Origin of the sequence: Actinoplanes sp. NBRC 101535, from assembly GCF_030269225.1 — a bacterium.
In the GTDB taxonomy this organism is placed as follows: Bacteria; Actinomycetota; Actinomycetes; order Mycobacteriales; family Micromonosporaceae; genus Actinoplanes; species Actinoplanes rectilineatus.
Genome location: NZ_BSSY01000005.1, coordinates 400,046 through 416,233, shown reverse-complemented (window position 1 = coordinate 416,233; position 16,188 = coordinate 400,046). Strand labels below are relative to the sequence as shown.

General features: G+C 73.0%; 16 protein-coding genes. 6 read left to right on the top strand and 10 right to left on the bottom strand.

Going from position 1 to position 16,188, the window contains the following annotated elements; all coding sequences use genetic code 11:
• Positions 1 to 17: 17 nt before the first annotated feature.
• The 5 genes from QSK32_RS16860 to QSK32_RS16840 form a co-directional block, all read right to left on the bottom strand.
• A complete protein-coding gene (locus QSK32_RS16860; RefSeq protein WP_285472573.1) occupies positions 18 to 731 on the bottom strand; it encodes a hypothetical protein in 714 nt (237 codons plus the stop codon).
• A 97-nt stretch (positions 732 to 828) separates the two neighbouring features.
• On the bottom strand, positions 829 to 1,539 hold the full coding sequence (locus QSK32_RS16855) for a VOC family protein (protein ID WP_045747411.1): 711 nt from the start codon (positions 1,537 to 1,539) through the stop codon (positions 829 to 831).
• The gene (locus QSK32_RS16850) at positions 1,536 to 2,279 is read right to left on the bottom strand and encodes a metallophosphoesterase family protein (RefSeq protein ID WP_285472462.1); all 744 of its coding nucleotides are present in this window, start codon (positions 2,277 to 2,279) and stop codon (positions 1,536 to 1,538) included. The genes QSK32_RS16855 and QSK32_RS16850 overlap by 4 nt, the downstream gene beginning before the upstream one ends.
• Positions 2,280 to 2,415: 136 nt before the next feature.
• Positions 2,416 to 3,198, bottom strand: a complete 783-nt coding sequence (gene uppS / locus QSK32_RS16845) for a polyprenyl diphosphate synthase (RefSeq protein WP_045747410.1) — start codon at positions 3,196 to 3,198, stop codon at positions 2,416 to 2,418.
• 106 nt (positions 3,199 to 3,304) lie between these two features.
• Positions 3,305 to 3,919 carry a TetR/AcrR family transcriptional regulator gene (locus tag QSK32_RS16840; protein ID WP_045747409.1) on the bottom strand — a complete coding sequence of 205 codons (615 nt, stop codon included), beginning with the start codon at positions 3,917 to 3,919 and terminating at the stop codon, positions 3,305 to 3,307.
• 37 nt (positions 3,920 to 3,956) lie between these two features.
• On the opposite strand from QSK32_RS16840, the gene QSK32_RS16835 reads away from it, so the two are divergent.
• Both QSK32_RS16835 and QSK32_RS16830 read left to right on the top strand, forming a co-directional pair.
• Positions 3,957 to 4,757: an alpha/beta fold hydrolase gene (locus QSK32_RS16835; RefSeq protein ID WP_285472461.1), complete on the top strand. Its 801-nt coding sequence runs from the start codon at positions 3,957 to 3,959 to the stop codon at positions 4,755 to 4,757.
• A gap of 352 nt (positions 4,758 to 5,109) precedes the next feature.
• Positions 5,110 to 5,910, top strand: coding sequence for a DUF4184 family protein (locus tag QSK32_RS16830; protein WP_285472460.1), 801 nt, complete (start codon positions 5,110 to 5,112; stop codon positions 5,908 to 5,910).
• 229 nt (positions 5,911 to 6,139) lie between these two features.
• Here QSK32_RS16830 and QSK32_RS16825 read toward each other — a convergent pair whose 3' ends face one another.
• From QSK32_RS16825 to QSK32_RS16805, 5 genes are all read right to left on the bottom strand, one after another.
• Positions 6,140 to 6,496, bottom strand: coding sequence for a GntR family transcriptional regulator (locus QSK32_RS16825; RefSeq protein ID WP_045745446.1), 357 nt, complete (start codon positions 6,494 to 6,496; stop codon positions 6,140 to 6,142).
• Positions 6,496 to 7,884 (bottom strand): MFS transporter, encoded by a 1,389-nt coding sequence (locus tag QSK32_RS16820; protein WP_045745447.1) that lies wholly within the window; start codon positions 7,882 to 7,884, stop codon positions 6,496 to 6,498. The genes QSK32_RS16825 and QSK32_RS16820 overlap by 1 nt, the downstream gene beginning before the upstream one ends.
• 72 nt (positions 7,885 to 7,956) lie before the next feature.
• On the bottom strand, positions 7,957 to 8,391 hold the full coding sequence (locus QSK32_RS16815) for a hypothetical protein (protein WP_285472459.1): 435 nt from the start codon (positions 8,389 to 8,391) through the stop codon (positions 7,957 to 7,959).
• Positions 8,388 to 10,157: a dynamin family protein gene (locus QSK32_RS16810; RefSeq protein WP_285472458.1), complete on the bottom strand. Its 1,770-nt coding sequence runs from the start codon at positions 10,155 to 10,157 to the stop codon at positions 8,388 to 8,390. The genes QSK32_RS16815 and QSK32_RS16810 overlap by 4 nt, the downstream gene beginning before the upstream one ends.
• Entirely contained in the window at positions 10,154 to 11,623 is a 1,470-nt protein-coding gene (locus QSK32_RS16805; RefSeq protein ID WP_285472457.1) for a dynamin family protein, read from the bottom strand. The genes QSK32_RS16810 and QSK32_RS16805 overlap by 4 nt, the downstream gene beginning before the upstream one ends.
• Positions 11,624 to 11,787: 164 nt before the next feature.
• Here QSK32_RS16805 and QSK32_RS16800 point away from each other — a divergent pair, with 164 nt between their 5' ends.
• The 4 genes from QSK32_RS16800 to QSK32_RS16785 all read left to right on the top strand — a co-directional run bounded on the left by QSK32_RS16800 (position 11,788) and on the right by QSK32_RS16785 (position 16,167).
• On the top strand, positions 11,788 to 14,232 hold the full coding sequence (locus QSK32_RS16800) for a LuxR C-terminal-related transcriptional regulator (RefSeq protein ID WP_285472456.1): 2,445 nt from the start codon (positions 11,788 to 11,790) through the stop codon (positions 14,230 to 14,232).
• A complete protein-coding gene (locus tag QSK32_RS16795; protein ID WP_045745452.1) occupies positions 14,229 to 14,783 on the top strand; it encodes a hypothetical protein in 555 nt (184 codons plus the stop codon). The genes QSK32_RS16800 and QSK32_RS16795 overlap by 4 nt, the downstream gene beginning before the upstream one ends.
• Positions 14,780 to 15,445: a nucleoside/nucleotide kinase family protein gene (locus QSK32_RS16790; protein ID WP_285472455.1), complete on the top strand. Its 666-nt coding sequence runs from the start codon at positions 14,780 to 14,782 to the stop codon at positions 15,443 to 15,445. The genes QSK32_RS16795 and QSK32_RS16790 overlap by 4 nt, the downstream gene beginning before the upstream one ends.
• Before the next feature lie 242 nt (positions 15,446 to 15,687).
• The gene (locus QSK32_RS16785; RefSeq protein WP_285472454.1) at positions 15,688 to 16,167 is read left to right on the top strand and encodes a hypothetical protein; all 480 of its coding nucleotides are present in this window, start codon (positions 15,688 to 15,690) and stop codon (positions 16,165 to 16,167) included.
• Positions 16,168 to 16,188: the final 21 nt, after the last annotated feature.

Here is a 16,188-nt window from a genome sequence, read left to right as displayed (position 1 = left end):
CACGTGCCGTCGCGGTGTCAGGCCGTCTCGCCCAGCTCGGCCAGGCGGGCCTCCACCTCGGCCAGCTCGGCGCGCAGCCGCTGCGCCTGCGTCTCCGCCTCGGCGCGTTCCGCGGTCATGATCTGGTCGACCGCTTCCTGGACGCCCGGCATGTCGACCAGCGACACGATCTTCAGCGCCTCGGCGGGCCGGACCACGTATGGCTTGGCCAGGACCTTCGCGCCCTGGTTGGCCGCGATCGTCCACTCGCTGTCGGCGTAGGCCAGGGTCACCGTGAGGGTGGGGCCGGGCTTCGGTTTCGCCGGGCGGGCCGCCGGCTTGCGGGCCGTGGTGGCCTCGCCGCCGTCCTTCGCGGTCTTCGCCGCCACCTCGTCCTCCTCGCTCTTACGCTGCACCGGCGCCGGTTTCGGCGGGACCGGCTTGTCGATCAGGAACTCCGGGCCGGACAGCACCGGGTCGGGCTCCGGCTCCGGTGCGGGAACCGGCTTCTTCGCCACCACGCCCTTGGGGGCGACCCGCAGGTCGACGGGGGAGAACGGCAGCTCGTCACGACCGAACTTGACCACCACCCACTCGTCCGACTCGGCCGGGTCGGTCAACGCGACGACCTGGCCGATCTGGCCGCTGATCTGCCCCGCCGATTCGGTGAACTGCACCCGGGGCTTGCGCCCGGCCGCAAGCTGATCCCGGAACTGCTCCAACTCCTCCGCGCTGAGCCCTCGGGCATCCACGCCTGCCGCCGTCATCGTTACCCCTTCGTACGCCTGTATGAGAGGGTCCCTTTCTACCAGTCCGCACCGACAACAACGGGCCACCACACCGAAGTGATCATGAGAAGTACGGGGAACGTCCCGTCACGCAATACTCGCGCCCGGCCGGGTCCCGCAACGTCGTCCAGTCGTCCGGCACCCGCCGCACCACGGCCGCACCCAGGTCCACATGCCGCGCCACCTCGGCATCCACCCCGTCGCACGCGAAGTCCACGTGCACCCCGGCGGCCGTACCGCCGGTGCGCTGCACCAGCAACCGCAGCGGCATCGCCGCCTCGGCGAACACCGAGAACTCCGGCACCCCCATCGACCGCCACGCCCACCCGGTCAGCTCACCCCAGAACGCCACCTCCCGGTCGTGCACCGGGTCCGGCACGTCCAGGCACAGCTGATCCACCACACTGCTCTGCCCGCCCGGCCACCGGACCGGCACCGGGCGGACCGCCTCGGCGTCCCAGCCGACCAGGCAGAACACGATCCCGGCGGGGGAGCGGACCACCCGCAGACCGTCCCCGGCGAAGATCTCACGCGCACCGGCGGGCAGCACGGCACCGGCGACGTCCTCCACATGCAGATCCACATGCGCCCGCGGCGGCCCGTCACCGACGACCTGCACCCGCAGGCACGGATCGCCGACCTGCGGCACCAGCGTCGCGAACACGCCGCCGCCGCGGCGCGCCGACAGCCGGGTGCCGGTCACCGCCTGCCAGAAACCCTCCACCGACCGGTCCGGCGTGTCCAGGAACCCGGTCACCCACCGGATCCTCACGACGGCACCCGGCCGGTCCGCAGCGCGTACGCCACATCCGGTCGCCCGAACCCCTCGGCCAGCACGGCCGCCTCCTCCCACGGGTACTCCACCATGTGGAACGACACCTCCCACCGGCCGGATACGTCGTCGGCCACCGCGTACCGGGCATGGGGTGAACCGGCCTCCATCACATGCGGCGCCGGACCGTCGTCGTCATAGGCCGGCCAGCCCACACTCCCCGGATTCACCACCAGCGCCCCACCCGGCAACCGCATCGACCCGGCCAGATGCGTGTGCCCGCACAGCAGCAGGTCGTACCCGGACACGTCGCCGAGCCGCTCGAGCACCTCCGCCTGCGTGGCCGGGCGGGCCCCGTCCGCGTCGACGGTGTGCATCAGGTACTGCAGGTCGTCGGCCGGCGTGCCGTGGAACGCGAGCACCCGCGGCGCCGGCTCCACCGTGGCCGGCAGCGACGCCATCCACTCCCGGTGCCGCGCATCGATCGCCTCGTGCGCGGTCCGGTCGGCCATCCCCATCCGCTCGACCGGGAACGTCAGCACCTGCCGCTCGTGGTTACCGCGCACCGTCACCAGGCCCGCCGCGATCAGCGCGTCGGCGGTCGACGCCGGCAGCACGTACCCCGAAAGAAGATCACCGAGATTGACCGTCAGATCCGCGTTCTCGCCCTCGATCGCCGCCAGGACCGCGCGCAGCGCGGGAAGATTGCCATGGACATCGGAGATCATCGCGATTCGCACCAGGCCATGAAACCATTTCTTGTACGCGTCGCGGGTCCCCACGGCCGTCGTCAGGACAGACACCTACCGTGGCGGGTCCTCAAGGCGCGCCGTCCGCCGGCCCTCGACCGGCGCGTCACGCGGTCCTCGACCGGTGTCACGCCCCGAACCGGCGGTGCCGCGCCGCATAGGACCGCAACGCCCGCAGGAAGTCGACCTTGCGGAAACCCGGCCAGTACACGTCGCAGAAGTGCAGCTCCGAATAGGCCGCCTGCCACAGCAGGAACCCCGACATGCGCCGCTCCCCACTGGTCCTGATCACCAGGTCCGGGTCCGGCTGGCCACTGGTGTACAGGTGCTCGGCGATCAGATCCGCGCTGAGGCGCTGCGCCACGTCGAGCATGCCGTGCCCGGCCCGTGCCTCCTGCTCGAGCAGCGACCGGATCGCCGTGACGATCTCCTCCCGGCCGTCATAGCCGATCGCGATGGTCAGGTGTGCGCTCGCCGCGCCGTCCCGGGTCGCCTCCTCAGCGATCTTCAACGCGTGCCGGGTCGAATCCGGGAGCACGTCCAGACGCCCGGCCAGGTGCACCTGCCACATCCCGCCCGGCTGCGCGAGACGCTCGGCCACCACGTCCTCGATCATCCGCATCAGGTTGCCCACCTCGACGGAGTCGCGCTTCTGCATGTTGTCCACCGACGTCATGAACACCGTCACGTGCCGGATCCCGAGGTCGGCACACCAGCCGAGCACCTCGGTCAGATGCTCGGCGCCGTACCGGTGACCCACCCGCGGATCCTCGAACCCCATCTGCCGCGCCCACCGGCGATTGCCGTCCATCACCATCGCCACGTGCCGGGGCAGCGACGAACCCGCCAGCCCCCGGCGCAACCGGCGCGCGTACACCGCGTACGCGACGCCTTTCACGGACTCCCACATGCCCGGCATCCAACCAACACCGGAGCCGTTCGGCGGGCACTTCGCCCACACCTGCACAAGGTCGACACCACTTCTGCACCGTTGCTTCACGTCCGCCCCGGGCGCCTCAGTCGTGCCGCCCCGGCAGGTCGATCGCTCTGAGTGCGAGGCCGGCCACTGCGGCGAGCTGTTCGCGGCCGGCTCCGAGTTCGGCCCGGGCGGACAGTCCCTGCCAGAGCGTCTGTACGAACTCTGCGAGCACCGCCGGGTCGGTGGCCGCATCGAGTTCGCCGTCGTCGACGGCGAGTTCGATGCGGGCGCGCAGGCGGGCCTCGTCGGAGCGCTGCAGGTCCGCGACGTAGGCGCGCACGTCGAGGGTGTCCGGGGCGTCCGCCATGACGGCACTGCTGGTCAGGCAGCCGGGGTGGCCGTCCGCGGAGCGGCCGAACTCGGTGATGGAGTCCAGGAGCACCCGCTCGACCACGCGCCCGATCGACGGTTCGGCCACCGCCCTCTCGTAGATCGCGCTGTACCGCAGCGCGTAGGTGCGGACCGCCTCGTCGAACAGTGCGGCCTTGGTGCCGAACGCGGCGTACAGGCTGGAGCTGGAGATGCCGAGGGCGCTGGTCAGGGTCCGCGTCGAGGTGCCCGAGTAGCCGTGCTGCCAGAACAGGCGTGCGGCTTCGCGCAGGGCGAGGTCGCGGTCGAAGGCACGGGGGCGTCCTGCGGGTCGGGAGGTCATGTTGACGATTCTAGAGCGATCGCTTCATAATCCGAATATGGAGCGATCGATTCAGAAATACGTCGAGGTCGACCGGGGCCGGGTGACGGTGGACGTCCACGGCGAGCCGGACCAGCCGGCCATCGTCCTGATCCCCGGCGCGATGGCCGACGCCGCGGCCTGGAGCGCGGTGGCCCGGCACCTCGACGGCTGGCCGACCGTCGCCGTCGTCAACCGCCGGGGCCGGGAACCGTCCGGCCCACTGCCCGACGGGTACGGCCTCGCCACGGAGATCGAGGACGCCGCGGCGGTCCTGCGCGGCTTCACCGACGTACGCACGCTCTTCGGGTGGAGCTACGGCGGCCTGATCGCCCTGCACCTGGCGAACATCCGGCCGGTGCCGCACCTGATCGCATACGAGCCGGTCATGGCACCGTTCGGCGCGGCGGCCCTCCCGGACCTGCGGCGCGCGCAGGACGACGGCGACCTCGACGCGAGCATCACCGTCGCCCTGCAACAGGTCACCGGCATGGACGACGCGACGACCGCGGCACTGCGCGCCGACACGGCGACCTGGTCCGAACTGCGGCGCCTCGGCGCCCCGGCCTACCGCGAGACACTGGCGATCAACGAGGCCGCCCGGCCGGCGGTCCTCGCCGCGCGGGCCGCACGGGTGGATCTCGTCGTCGGCGAGCGCAACCGGGGCCGAGCGCCGTACGGGACGTCCTTCGACGACGTGGCCCGGCACGTTCCCGGCGCCGTCGTACACGAACTCACCGGGCAGGGGCACCTGGCGCACCTGGACGCCCCCGGCCACCTGGCCTCGCTCGTGAGCCGCCTGGGCACCCTAGACACCTAATGAGCAGTCAGGGTCTGCCTCTGTGGTGATTTCGGGCGCTCAGCACGCCCGTATTCACCACACCCACAACAGCGTGGTGACTTCGGGCGTCCAGCGCGCCCGAAATCAACACGCGGATGGGCTTCGCACCCTGACCACGAAACGTGTCTGGTTTCCTGAGTCCCACCGCCGCGGGCCGCTGTCTCCGGTCACCGTGATCCCCGCTTTCCGCGCCGACCGGGTGACTCATGCTGAGATGTCACCGGACCGCCGGTCTGGCCGGCGCCGGCAGCTCTTTCCGCCTGCCCGTCACGGCTGCACCGCACGCCCCGTAAGCTCCGGCCGAGATCGACGGGAAGCACGGGAGTGTCGAATGCCGTTCACTGTCAGTCATGCGGCTGCGGGTCTGCTGTTCGGGCCGACGCCGCTGGTGGTATCGGCGGTGGTCGCCGGGACTGTGGCGCCGGATCTGCCCTATCTGCTTCCGCAGGCCACCTCCGCGGAATGGGGGCCTTACAGCGATTTCAACCTGACCTACACGCATCAGGTCGGCACCGGGCTGGTGGCCGGGACCGTCGTCGCGCTCCTGCTGCTCGCGCTCTTTCACCACCTGCTGGTACGGCCGCTGCGTGCTCTGCTTCCGCAGGGTGTGGTGGCTCGTCTGCCGGACGGGGCGGGCCGGTTCCGCTGGCTGCCGGGTGCGCGGCTGGGCTGGATCGTCGTGTCGGCCCTGGTGGGTGTGGGCACCCACCTCGTCTGGGACGGACTGGTGCACGACAGCGGGTCGGGGGAGTGGTCGCCGCTGCCGGACACGCCCGCGGTCACCGAGGCGCTGTGGTGGGCGAGCACCCTGGGCGGGATGCTCGCCATCGCCGTGTGGCTGGGGGTTCGGGTACGCCGCACCCCCCGCCACACCGTCGCGCCGAACACGGTCCTCGGGACGGCCGGACGTCTGGTGACCGTGGCGCTGCTGCTGGTCGCGGGCGTCGCCGGGGCACTGCTGAAAGTGGGCACCGAGGTCACTTCTTCACTTTCACTGGCGGCACTGCGCCAGGTGGTGACCGGCGGCATGTCCGGCTTCGCCGTCGGAGTGCTGCTCTATGCCGTGTGGTGGACGGCCCGGTCGGCGCGTACTGCGGAGCCGGACCCGTTCAGGAGCGGAACCGGGCGCTGACTACGCCCAGCACGCCGGCGTAGCGGCCCTCGGCGTTGCGCTGCCACTTTGACGTGTTCGACCAGGATCTGTTCGGCCTTGCCGTCGGTGTCCAGCAGGGCCGTCACCTCGGTCCGGTGGCATCTCGGCCGGCTCGGCTGTCCCGGCCGTCGGTGGTGGTTCGTCCGTGAGCCGGAAGCGACCGTGGGCGACGGCCGCGGGTCACGGCCGGCCCGCCCGTGCGTACCCCTCAGGCTTCTAGAGCGGCCTTGACCAGCGCCAAGGCCTGGTCGGCCGGGATGCCCAGCGCCCGGGTCTGTTCCGCATAGGTGGTGGCGGCGCGCTGGGCCCGCAGGGACGTGCCGGTGGCCTTGGCGGTGATCACCGTGCCGGCGCGGCCATGGGTGGCGACCAGACCGGCCTGCTCGAGTTCGCGGTAGGCGCGCGCCACCGTGTTCGCCGCCAGACCCAAATCGGTGGCGAGGGTACGCACCGGCGGCAGTTTCGCCCCCGCGGCCAGCGTGCCGTCGGCCGCGAGGGCGGCGATGCGCAGCCGGACCTGTTCGTAGGGGGCGACCGGCGAGTCGTGGTCGATCGTGATGTCCATCAGAGCAGTCTGGGCGGTGTGTTGCCGGCCGCGACGATGGCCCGCCGGATCGGGACGAGGGCGAGCAGGATGCCGCCGATCAGGAAGAACACGACGAGCGAGACGATGCCTGCCCGGTAGCTGTCGGTGATCTGGAAGATCAGGCCGAAGAACAGCGGGCCGAGCCAGCTGGTGCCCTTGTCGCTGATCTCGTAGAAGCCGTAGTACTCGCCTTCCTTGCCTTCCGGGATGAGCTGGGAGAACAGGCTCCGCGACAGGGCCTGGCTGCCGCCCATGACCAGGCCGATGCCGGCGCCGAGCAGCATGAACGGGACCGGTTCGCCTTCCGGCAGCCAGTAGGCGGCGACGACCACGCCGAGCCACAGCGCCAGGGAGAGCAGGACGGTCTTGCGGGCGCCGATCCGGTTGGCCAGGGCGCCGAGCAGCAGCGCGCCGCCGAACGCGAGGAACTGCACGATCAGGATGGTGATGATCAGGGTGGACTGGTCGAGGTGGAGTTCCTCGGTGCCGAACTGGCTGGCCAGGGCGATCACGGTCTGGATGCCGTCGTTGTAGATCAGGTACGCGCCGAGGAAGGCCAGGGTGAGCGGGTACGCCCGCATCTGCCGGATCGTGTGGCCGAGCTGCTTGAACCCGTCGGTGAGCACGTTGCCGCCGGTGCCGGTGGCCGCCGGTGACGAGCCGCCGGGGTGCTCGCGCAGCCAGAAGAGCGGGAACAGGGTGAACACCGCCCACCACACGCCGGCCGAGACGATCGACCAGCGGGCCAGGTCGAGGGTGCGCTGCGGGTTGCCGTCCTCGCTGAGGCTCATCACGGCGATCAGGTTGAGCAGCAGCAGGACGCCGCCGCCGAGGTAGCCGATCGCCCAGCCGCGGCTGGAGATCCTGTCGCGTTCGTCGGGGCCGGCCAGCTGCGGCAGGAAGGAGTTGTAGACCACGATCGCGGCGCCGAACGCGATGTTGGCGATCATGAAGAGGAGACCGCCGAGCAGATAGCGGTCGCCGGTGACGAACGCCATCGACACGGTGGCGGCGGCGCCGATGAACGCGGCGGTGGCCAGCAGCGGCTTCTTGCGCGGGGCACGGTCGGCGATCGCGCCCATGACCGGCAGCACGAAGACGGTGAGCAGCACCGACAGCGACACCAGGTAGGCGTAGTAGGAGCCGGCGGCCACCGTGATGCCGAACGGGTGCACCACACCGGTGCAGTCGTCGTCGGTGAGCGCGCAGCCGGCGGCCTGTTCGGTGACGCTGGTCAGGAACGGGCCGAGGAAGACGGTGATCACCGTGGTGGAGAACGCCGAGTTGGCCCAGTCGTACAGGTACCAGCCGGATCGTTCCCGCTTACCGGCGGGAACAGGGACGGGTGGTGTGCCGGTCACGGCCATCGGGTGCGCTCCTGGGTGTCGATCGGTGCGCGGTCATGATGCCATCCGGCGGCCGTTCACGGGAGACGTGGATCACTGTTCATCCGGAGTCCACCATCGCGCCAGCGCACTCGTGGCCGGGTCCTCGGCGGCTGCCAGCACCGTCCACGCGTCGGCGCCGTCGGGAACGTCGACGCCCGCGTACGCGGCGACCTCCTGCGCGGTCACCGTCTCCACCGGCGCGGTGAACCCGCCCGGGTCGGCGATCCCGAGGGTCGCGGTGTCGATCCACGGGAAGCCGTCGACGGGTTCGGGCAGCTCACCGATGTCCACGGCGGCCGGGAACATCGTGTCGTCGTCCACGGCGGCCACGGCCTCCGTGTCGATCTCCGCCGGTTCCTCCCAGTCGGGCGTGTCGTGGTCGTGGTCGTACCCGGGCAGCTCGAAATGCTCCTCGTGGTGATCGTGGAAGGCATCGTGTTCCGCTGCGGGGAGGTCGAAATCGTCGTCGTCCCAGTGGTCGGTCATGCGGGGTCCTCCAGCGGTGTCGGGGTGAGAGCACGGGCGCGCAGCAGGGCCTCGTCGGCCTGCCGCATCCGGGCGGCGATCGCGTCGCGTTCGGTGACCGCTGCCGCCCGGCGGCGGGCGCGTCCGGCGGTGTCCTCGGCGAGGGCCGCGTCGATCTCGGCGATCAGCGCGTCCAGGTCCCGCAGCCGCCGTTCGATGGCGTCGTCGAGGGCGACCGACAGCGCGTACTGCAGGTCGGTGAACCGGTGGCTGATCTCGTCGGTGAGCGCGGCCCGCGCCTCGGCGAGAACGTCCCGCAGCCAGGTCTGGGCGTGCCGCCGGTCGGTGTGCACCCGGCGCCGCCACAACACGTACCCGCCGGCGGCCAGGCCCAGTCCGATCCCGGCGAACGGCAGCAGCATCGGGCCGGCCGCGCCGAGGGCGGAGATGCCCAGCATCGCCCCGCGGCCCGCCATGAACGCGATGCCCCCGGCCGACAACGCGATCAGCATGTTGTCGCCGGACCCGTCCCGCGGCGGCCCGGCGGCCAGGCTGTGCCGCAGTTTCGTCTCCAGGTGCAGGCGGTCCGCGTCGTACGCGTCGGCCAGGACCTTCTCCGCGATGTCGCGGAACGTGTCCTCCAACCGTCCGGCCAGGTCCGCGGCCACGGCCTGCAGCCGGGTGTCGACCTGGTCCGGCAGCGCGGCCAGGGCCTCGCCGCGGGCGCTGTCGATGTGCCGGGCACAGTCCTGCTGCACCTCGCCGATACGGGTCCGCAGGTGCCCGACCGTCTCCACCCGGGCCCGCTGGATCTCGGTGCTCAGTTTCAGCGTCCACTGCCGGGACTCGGTGCGTTTACGGGCCGCCAGCGCGGAGCGTTCCGCGCGGGCCTCCGCCTGCCGGGCCGGGTCCGCCGCGGCCGCCTCCACCCGCGCCTCGGCCGCCCGGTGCAGCCGGTGCAGGTCGCTGCGTGCCGCCCGCAGCACGTTGGCCAGCTGCAGCTGGTGACCGCGGCCGGCCAGCTCCACCAGGGCGTGCTGCACGCCGGGGATCCGCGACTCCTCCGCCAGCGCGTCGCGGGTGGCGCCGTCGCTGCCCAGGGCCAGTTCGGCGAGGCGGCTGGAGACCGGGAACCACGGTGCGGCGGCGAACCGTGGCGCGTGGCTCTGCAGCAGCCCCTGGTTGTCCTCCAGGATGGTGCGCCACTGCGGATACGCGTCGATCTTGGCGAGGGCGAAGACGACCGCGTCGACCCGTTCGGTCGCCGCCGCCAGGAAGTCCAGCTCCGGTTTCGACAGCGGCGCGGACGCGTCGGCGACGAACAGCAGCGCCGTACCGCGGCGGACCGCGTCCAGGGCGATCGTCGCGTGCACCGGGTCCAGGCCCCCGGCGCCGGGGGTGTCCAGCAGGCTCAGGTATTGCAGCATCGGCGCCGGATGGGTGACCTCGATGCGGCGGGCCCGCGGCTGGCGCAGATCCTGCACGTCGATCGGCTCACCCACCCCGGGCAGGTACGCCTTCGCGGTGAACTCCGGACCCGGCTGGAAGTGCAGGTAGGCGGTGGTCGCCACGGTCACGTCGACCGGGGACAGGCCGGGCGCGCCGAGCAGCGCGTTGATCAGGCTGCTCTTGCCGCGTTTGGTCTCGCCGACCACCACCACACCGGGCCGGGTCAGATGGGTACGCCGCAGCTCGGCCAGGTCGGCGGCCGCGTCCGGGTCGGCCGTCCGCAGATACGACAGGGCATCGCGGACCGCCTTGTCCAGGGCGCCGGTCAGTTCCTTCACGCCCGTACCTCCTGAGCCAGCAGGTGGAACCCGCGGTGGGCGACCTGCGCGATCCGCGCCTGGGCCGGCCCGGCACCGTCGACCGCGTACGCCCGCCACCGCCCGGCCGCGGCGACCGCGGCCGCCGTCAGCTCACCCGCGTCGCCCTCCGGCACGCCCAGGATCCAGCGCGGATCGTCGGAGGTCGCCAGCCGGATCAACTCCTGCTCCCACGGCTGCGGCAACACCACCGCCCCGGTCGCCGCCCGCTGCGCCGCGTCCAGCAGCCGCAGCCGGTGGTACGCCGGATCCCGCAACGCCCGCTCCAGACCGTCACGGATCGCCTCCCGGTCCCGCGGGTCCGCGGTCCGCCCGGCGAGCCGTTCAAGGCGGGTCAGCGCCCACCCCGCCTTGATCGCGTCCGAGCGCCACCGGAACGTCGCGTCGACCGTGTGGCGCAGCCGGTCGAACCCGGACGCCGCCTCGACCCGCCGGACCAGCTCACCCGTGCCGATCCGCGGGTCGGCCGCCAGCTGCGCGCACGCGAACCCGATCCCGTACAGGTCGAGGCGGGTCAGCAACCGTTCGCGCTGCTCGGCGCCGACCGGGGCGGGCCGCGAACGGAACAGGTCCACCGACAGCAGCAGCAGGCCCAGCTCGTCGACCGGCAACCCGGCCAGGGCCGCCAGCGCCGCCCGGTCCGCGGCGGTCAGCCGTCCCGCACCGGCGGTCTCGGCCAGCAGACCGGCGACCGGCACCACGTCGGCGACCGTGCGCGCCAGCAGCCGCGCCTGCTGGCGTGCGAGCGGGCCGGCCACCGGCCACGGGTCGGCGGCCCCGCCGACCAGGGTGTCCACCTTCGCCAGCACGCCGATCGCGTTGATCGGGCTGGTCGCCATCCGGGTCGACGCCGCGTGGAACGCCTCCAGCGCGGCCAGGTCGTCGGCCCGGACCGCCTGGGTGAACACGTACACGACCGCCTCGGCCGCGGCGACCTCCACCGCCGAGTCCTCGTCGATGCCGACGGCCTCCTCGGCGCGGGCACTGCCGGCCGTGTCGGTCGACGCCAGCCCCGGCGTGTCCACCACGGTCAGGTCCCGCAGCCGGTCACTGGTCAGGGTCACGTCCACGTACGCGATCCGCGCCGCGGGCACGCCCAGACGACGGGGCACCATGCCGTCCTCGTCCAATGGCAGACTGGTGCGGGCGCCGTCACGGGCGACCACGTCGATGCGGTCGGCCGGGCCGTAACGGAAACGGGTGACCACCCGTGTGCACTCACCCGCCGCGGTGGGGGCGACTCGACGGCCGATCAATGCGTTGACTAGTGTCGACTTTCCGGCTTTCAAGCGGCCCGCGATCGCTACTCGTAGCGGATCGTGAAGGCGCTCGCCGATCTGTCGTACCTGCCCACCAGCGTCGGAGGAGATCCTGGAGACGATCTCGTGACAGAGCGTCGCGACACCGGTAGTCAGCGGCCCGGTCACCACGACTCGTCAGCCGACCATGCTGTCGGCGACAATGAGCACGTCACGAAGGGACCTTTCCGTCGGAGCTGCAGCAATGCAGCACAGCCTACGGACCGGCACCGGGCGGGGGATCCCGGCTTCGTGCCAGGCAAGGGCTGCGGACCAGGGGAGGGGGAGCGCAGGTGACGGACGAGCCAGAGGTGGCCGCCCGCACTGCACTGCGCCACGGCCCGGCCCTCGTCGTGCTGACCGGCCCACCCGGCTGCGGCCGCACCACTCTGCTGCGCCGGGTCGCCGCCGCCGTTCCCGGCCCCGCCCACCTCGGCGGCGGCCTGGCCATGCTGTCCAGCGTCCCGGCCCTCGCGCTGTCGCGGGCGGTCCGGGCCCGGCTGCCCGCCGACGACGTGCACCTGCTCGCCGAGGCCGTCCGGTCCCGGGTCCGCGGTGGCCTGCTCGTCCTCGACGACCTGCAGCACGCCGACCCGGCGACCGTCGCCGCCGTGGCGCACCTGGCCCGCCACTGCCGGGTGCTGGTCGCCGTGCGGACCCCGCACCGGCTGCCCGAGGAACTGCACACCGCGCTGCGCAAGGCGGCCACCCTGTGGCTGCCGGTGCCGCCGCTGGACCCGCCGTCCGCGGTGGCCCTGGCCCGGCGCACCGCCGCCGGTCTCGACGACATCGCCGCGTCCGCCGTCGCGTCCCGGGCCGGCGGCAACCCCCTCGCGGTCATCGCCCTGGCCCGGCAGGCCGCCTCCGGCCGTGGCCCGATCGGCGAGGAGACCGACCAGGTCGCGTACGCGATCGCCGCGGCCCTGGCCGACCTGCCCCGCCCGGCCCGCACCGCGATGGCCGCGCTCGGGCTGCTCGGCCGCCCGGCCAGCCCGGCGCTGCTCGGCACCGGCGCCGCGGACCTGCTCACCGCCGGTCTGGTCACCGCCGAACCCGGCGGTTCCCTGCTGCCGGTCTCCACCTTCGTGGCCGAGACCGCCGCCGGGCTGCTCGACGACACGGCCCGCGCCGACCTGCACACCCGGCTGGCCGCGCTGACCCCGCCCGCCGAAGCCGCCCGGCACCTCGCCGCGGCCGGTGACACCGCGGGCGCCTACCGGCAGGCCCTGGCCGCCGCGGACCGGGCCGCCGGCGCCGAACGCGCCGCGCTGCTGCTGTTCGCCTGCGGCCTGCCGACCACCGTCGACCCGCGGGTCCGGCTCGCCGCCGCCGACGCCGCCCTGACCACCGGGCGCCCGGCCGACGCCGCCGACGTGCTGCACCCCATCGCCGGTGACCACCTGGAGGCCGCCGCCCTGCGCGGCGAGGCCCTGCTGCAGGCCGGTGACCCGCACGGCGCCCGCACCGCCGTCCGGATCGTCTCGGACACCGCCGCGGTCCCGGTCCTCGCCGCCCGCGACCGGGTCCTGCTCCTGGCCACCCAGGCCGCCGAACCGGACCGGGCCCGCGAACTCGCCGACAAGATCGCCGTCCGGCACCCGCACCCGCCGCCCGGTGTCGCCGCGGCCCTCGCCGCCGTCGCCGCAGCGGAGCGCCTGCCCGGCTGGGACACCGCGCTCACCGCGGCCGCAACCACCGCCGACCCGCAGATCGCCCGGCACAGTGCCTGGCTGCTCGTCGAACACCTGGCCGCCGACGGGCGTCTCGTCGAGTCCGCCACCACCGCGCTGCGGGCCGCGGCGGCCGCCGCGCAGGCCCTCGCGTACGGCTGGCAGACCCGGTTCCTGGCCGCCGCCGACTGGGCCCTGACCCTGCACGGCCACCAGCAGCCCGCCGGCCTCGACTGGGACGGCGCCGACGGGGTCCTGCGCCGCGCCGGCAACCTCACCGACCGGGCGCTGCCGCCGGAGGCCCGCGCCTACGCGACCGCCGCGACCGCCCTCATCGAGGCCGACACCGGCCTGCTCGCCGCCGCCCGGTCCCGGCTGGCCACCGCCCCCGCGCACCCGGCGCCGTCGTGGGTCACCCGCGAGGCGGCCTGGCTCGACGGCCAGCCCGAACGCGCCGCCGGCGACACCACCGGCGCGGGACTGCTCGGCGGCCTGCACGCCATCACCGCCCGGTGGGCCGCCCACGACCTGGGCACCCCCGGCGCGGCCGCCGTCCCGATCGCGCTGCCCGGGCCGGCCCGGCGCACCCTGACCGCCTGGACCGTCGGCAGCGGGTTCACCACCGCCGCCGACGCCTGGCAGCCCCTGGTCCTGCGCGAACAGATCCGCTGCCTGATCGCCGCCGGGCTCACCGACCCCGACCGCGACCGGGCCGTCGCGGCACTGCTGCACGCCGAAACCCTCGCCGACCAGGCCGGGCTGGTCGTCCTGGCCGGCCGTGCCCGCCGCGGACTGCGCCGCCACCAGATCCAGCGCGACACCCGCAGCCCCCGCTCCGCCGGGCGCCTCACCCAACGCGAGATCGACGTGCTGACGCTGGTCGCCGCGGGCGAGCCGACCCGCCGGATCGCCGGGCAACTGGGCATCTCCGCCGAGACCGTCGACACCCACATCCGCGCCAGCATGCGCAAACTCGGCGCCCGGACCCGTACCGAAGCCGCCGCCGTGGCCTTCGCCGCGCCCCCTGCACGGCCCGAACCCTACGAACCCAGCGAGGATGGCCGGTGAACAGACAGACCGAAGCACCACGCCACGTAGTCGCCTCCTCAGCCGAGGCCGACACCCTCCTGCGCCGCCTGGCCCGCGAAGGATGGACGGCCCGCTCCGGCTTCGCCCTGCCCGACCCGTCCTGGGACGTCGGCGCCGCCCGCCTGGTCCTGCACGGCCGCATCGCCGACGACGACACCGAGACCGTCCAGCTCGCGGTCCTCGCCGCCGCCCGCGGCGCCGGCGTCGTCGCCGTCTGCGACACGGCCTCACCGGCCGGCCGTGCCCTCATCGACGACCTGGCCCGCCTCGGCCCGCTCAACGCCGACCTGGACGGCGCCGCCCCCGCCGCCACGACCAGCAGCGGCGAAGCCGTCGCCAGCCTCATCCCCGAACAACGCGCCCTGCTCGACCGCCTCGCCGCCGGCGACACGATCGCCGCCGCGGCCGCCGCCGAGTTCCTCTCCCTGCGGACCGCCAACCGCCGTATCGCCGAGGCCCGCGCCCTGTTCGGCGTCCGCACCACCCGTGAGGCCGTCCTCGCCTACCTGCGCCAACGCCGGCCGGAATGACCGGGCTCCTGACCGAGCTCACCCACCGCATCCTGGCAGCGCACACCCCACACCCGACCCGCGTCGGCATCGACGGCTGCTCCGCCGCCGGCAAGACCACCCTCGCCGACAACCTGGCCGCGCACCTGCGAACGCGTACCCCGCGCCCGGTCATCCGCGTCGGCATCGACCACTTCAAACGGCCCGTGCACGACCGCGTCGCCCACCCCGCGGGCACGCCGGAGAGTTACTACCACGACATGTTCGACACCGGGGCGGTCCGTGACCTGCTGCTGGCCCCGCTCGGCCCGGGCGGCACCCGGCGATACCGGACCGGGATCACCGACATCACCGGCCGCACCCCGGTCGATTCGCCCTGGCAGCAGGCCCCCGACGATGCGATCCTGATCGCGGACGGTGCCTTCCTGCAGAAACCCGACTACGACGGCCTGTGGGACCTGCGCATCCACCTGCACATCACCCTCGACGAGGTGCTGCGCCGCGGCACCCATCGCGACCAGGTATGGATGCCGTCCGCGGAGGCCGCCGCCACCCGCTACCGCACCTACTACATCCCCGGCGAGCAGTTGTACCTGAACGAGATCGACCCGGCCGCCCACGCCGACATCCTGATCGACAATCAAGATCTTTCCAACCCCTTCATCGTGTACGCCCACCCCTGATCGCCTCGCGTAAGAGGTGATTTGCGGGCGCGGCGTACCTCGGGGATCGTCCCCGGTGCCCGGCGTCGTGGTCTCGATAAATCATGATCAAGTCCAGCCGCTCTGAATGGTGGGAAGAGGCATGCGGATACGTCCCCGGGTCTGGCCGGCGGTCACGGTCGTGGCGATCCTGGTGGGCCCGGCCCGGGACCCGTCCGAACAAGTCAGTCGATCCGCAACGGCGCCGTCGACACGATGGGGCGATGAGCGATCTGCGGTGGGACGACGTCGCATACTGGTTCGACCCGGCCGAGAACGGCACCGTGCCCGACCTCGTCGTCGAGCCCACGACGCTCGACGACTGGCAGGCGCTCACCGTCCTGATCCGTGCCGCCGGCTGGCGAGCCGAGTTCGAGCATCGTGATCACCGTGGCGACGTTCCGGATTCCGCGGCTGAGCTGTTCGTGACCGACCCGCAGCGCTGGCTGAAGTACCTGCACGTGTGGCCCGACCCGGACATCGAGGTGATGTTCCGGCCCTCGTGCCCTGACGAGATGGTCGGCGACGTCAGCCTGTTCGACCTGCAAGGGCAGGACCGGCTGGACAGGTTCTGCGCGTTCCTGCGCCGCCTCGGGCAAGCGCTGGGCAAGCGGGTGGCGCTGTTCGCCGAGGGCGCCGGCGCCCACCCGCCGGTCCTCGCCTACGAGGTCGACCAGGACCGGGTGATCTTCCGGCAGGGGTGACACGCAGAGATCGCCGAGGTG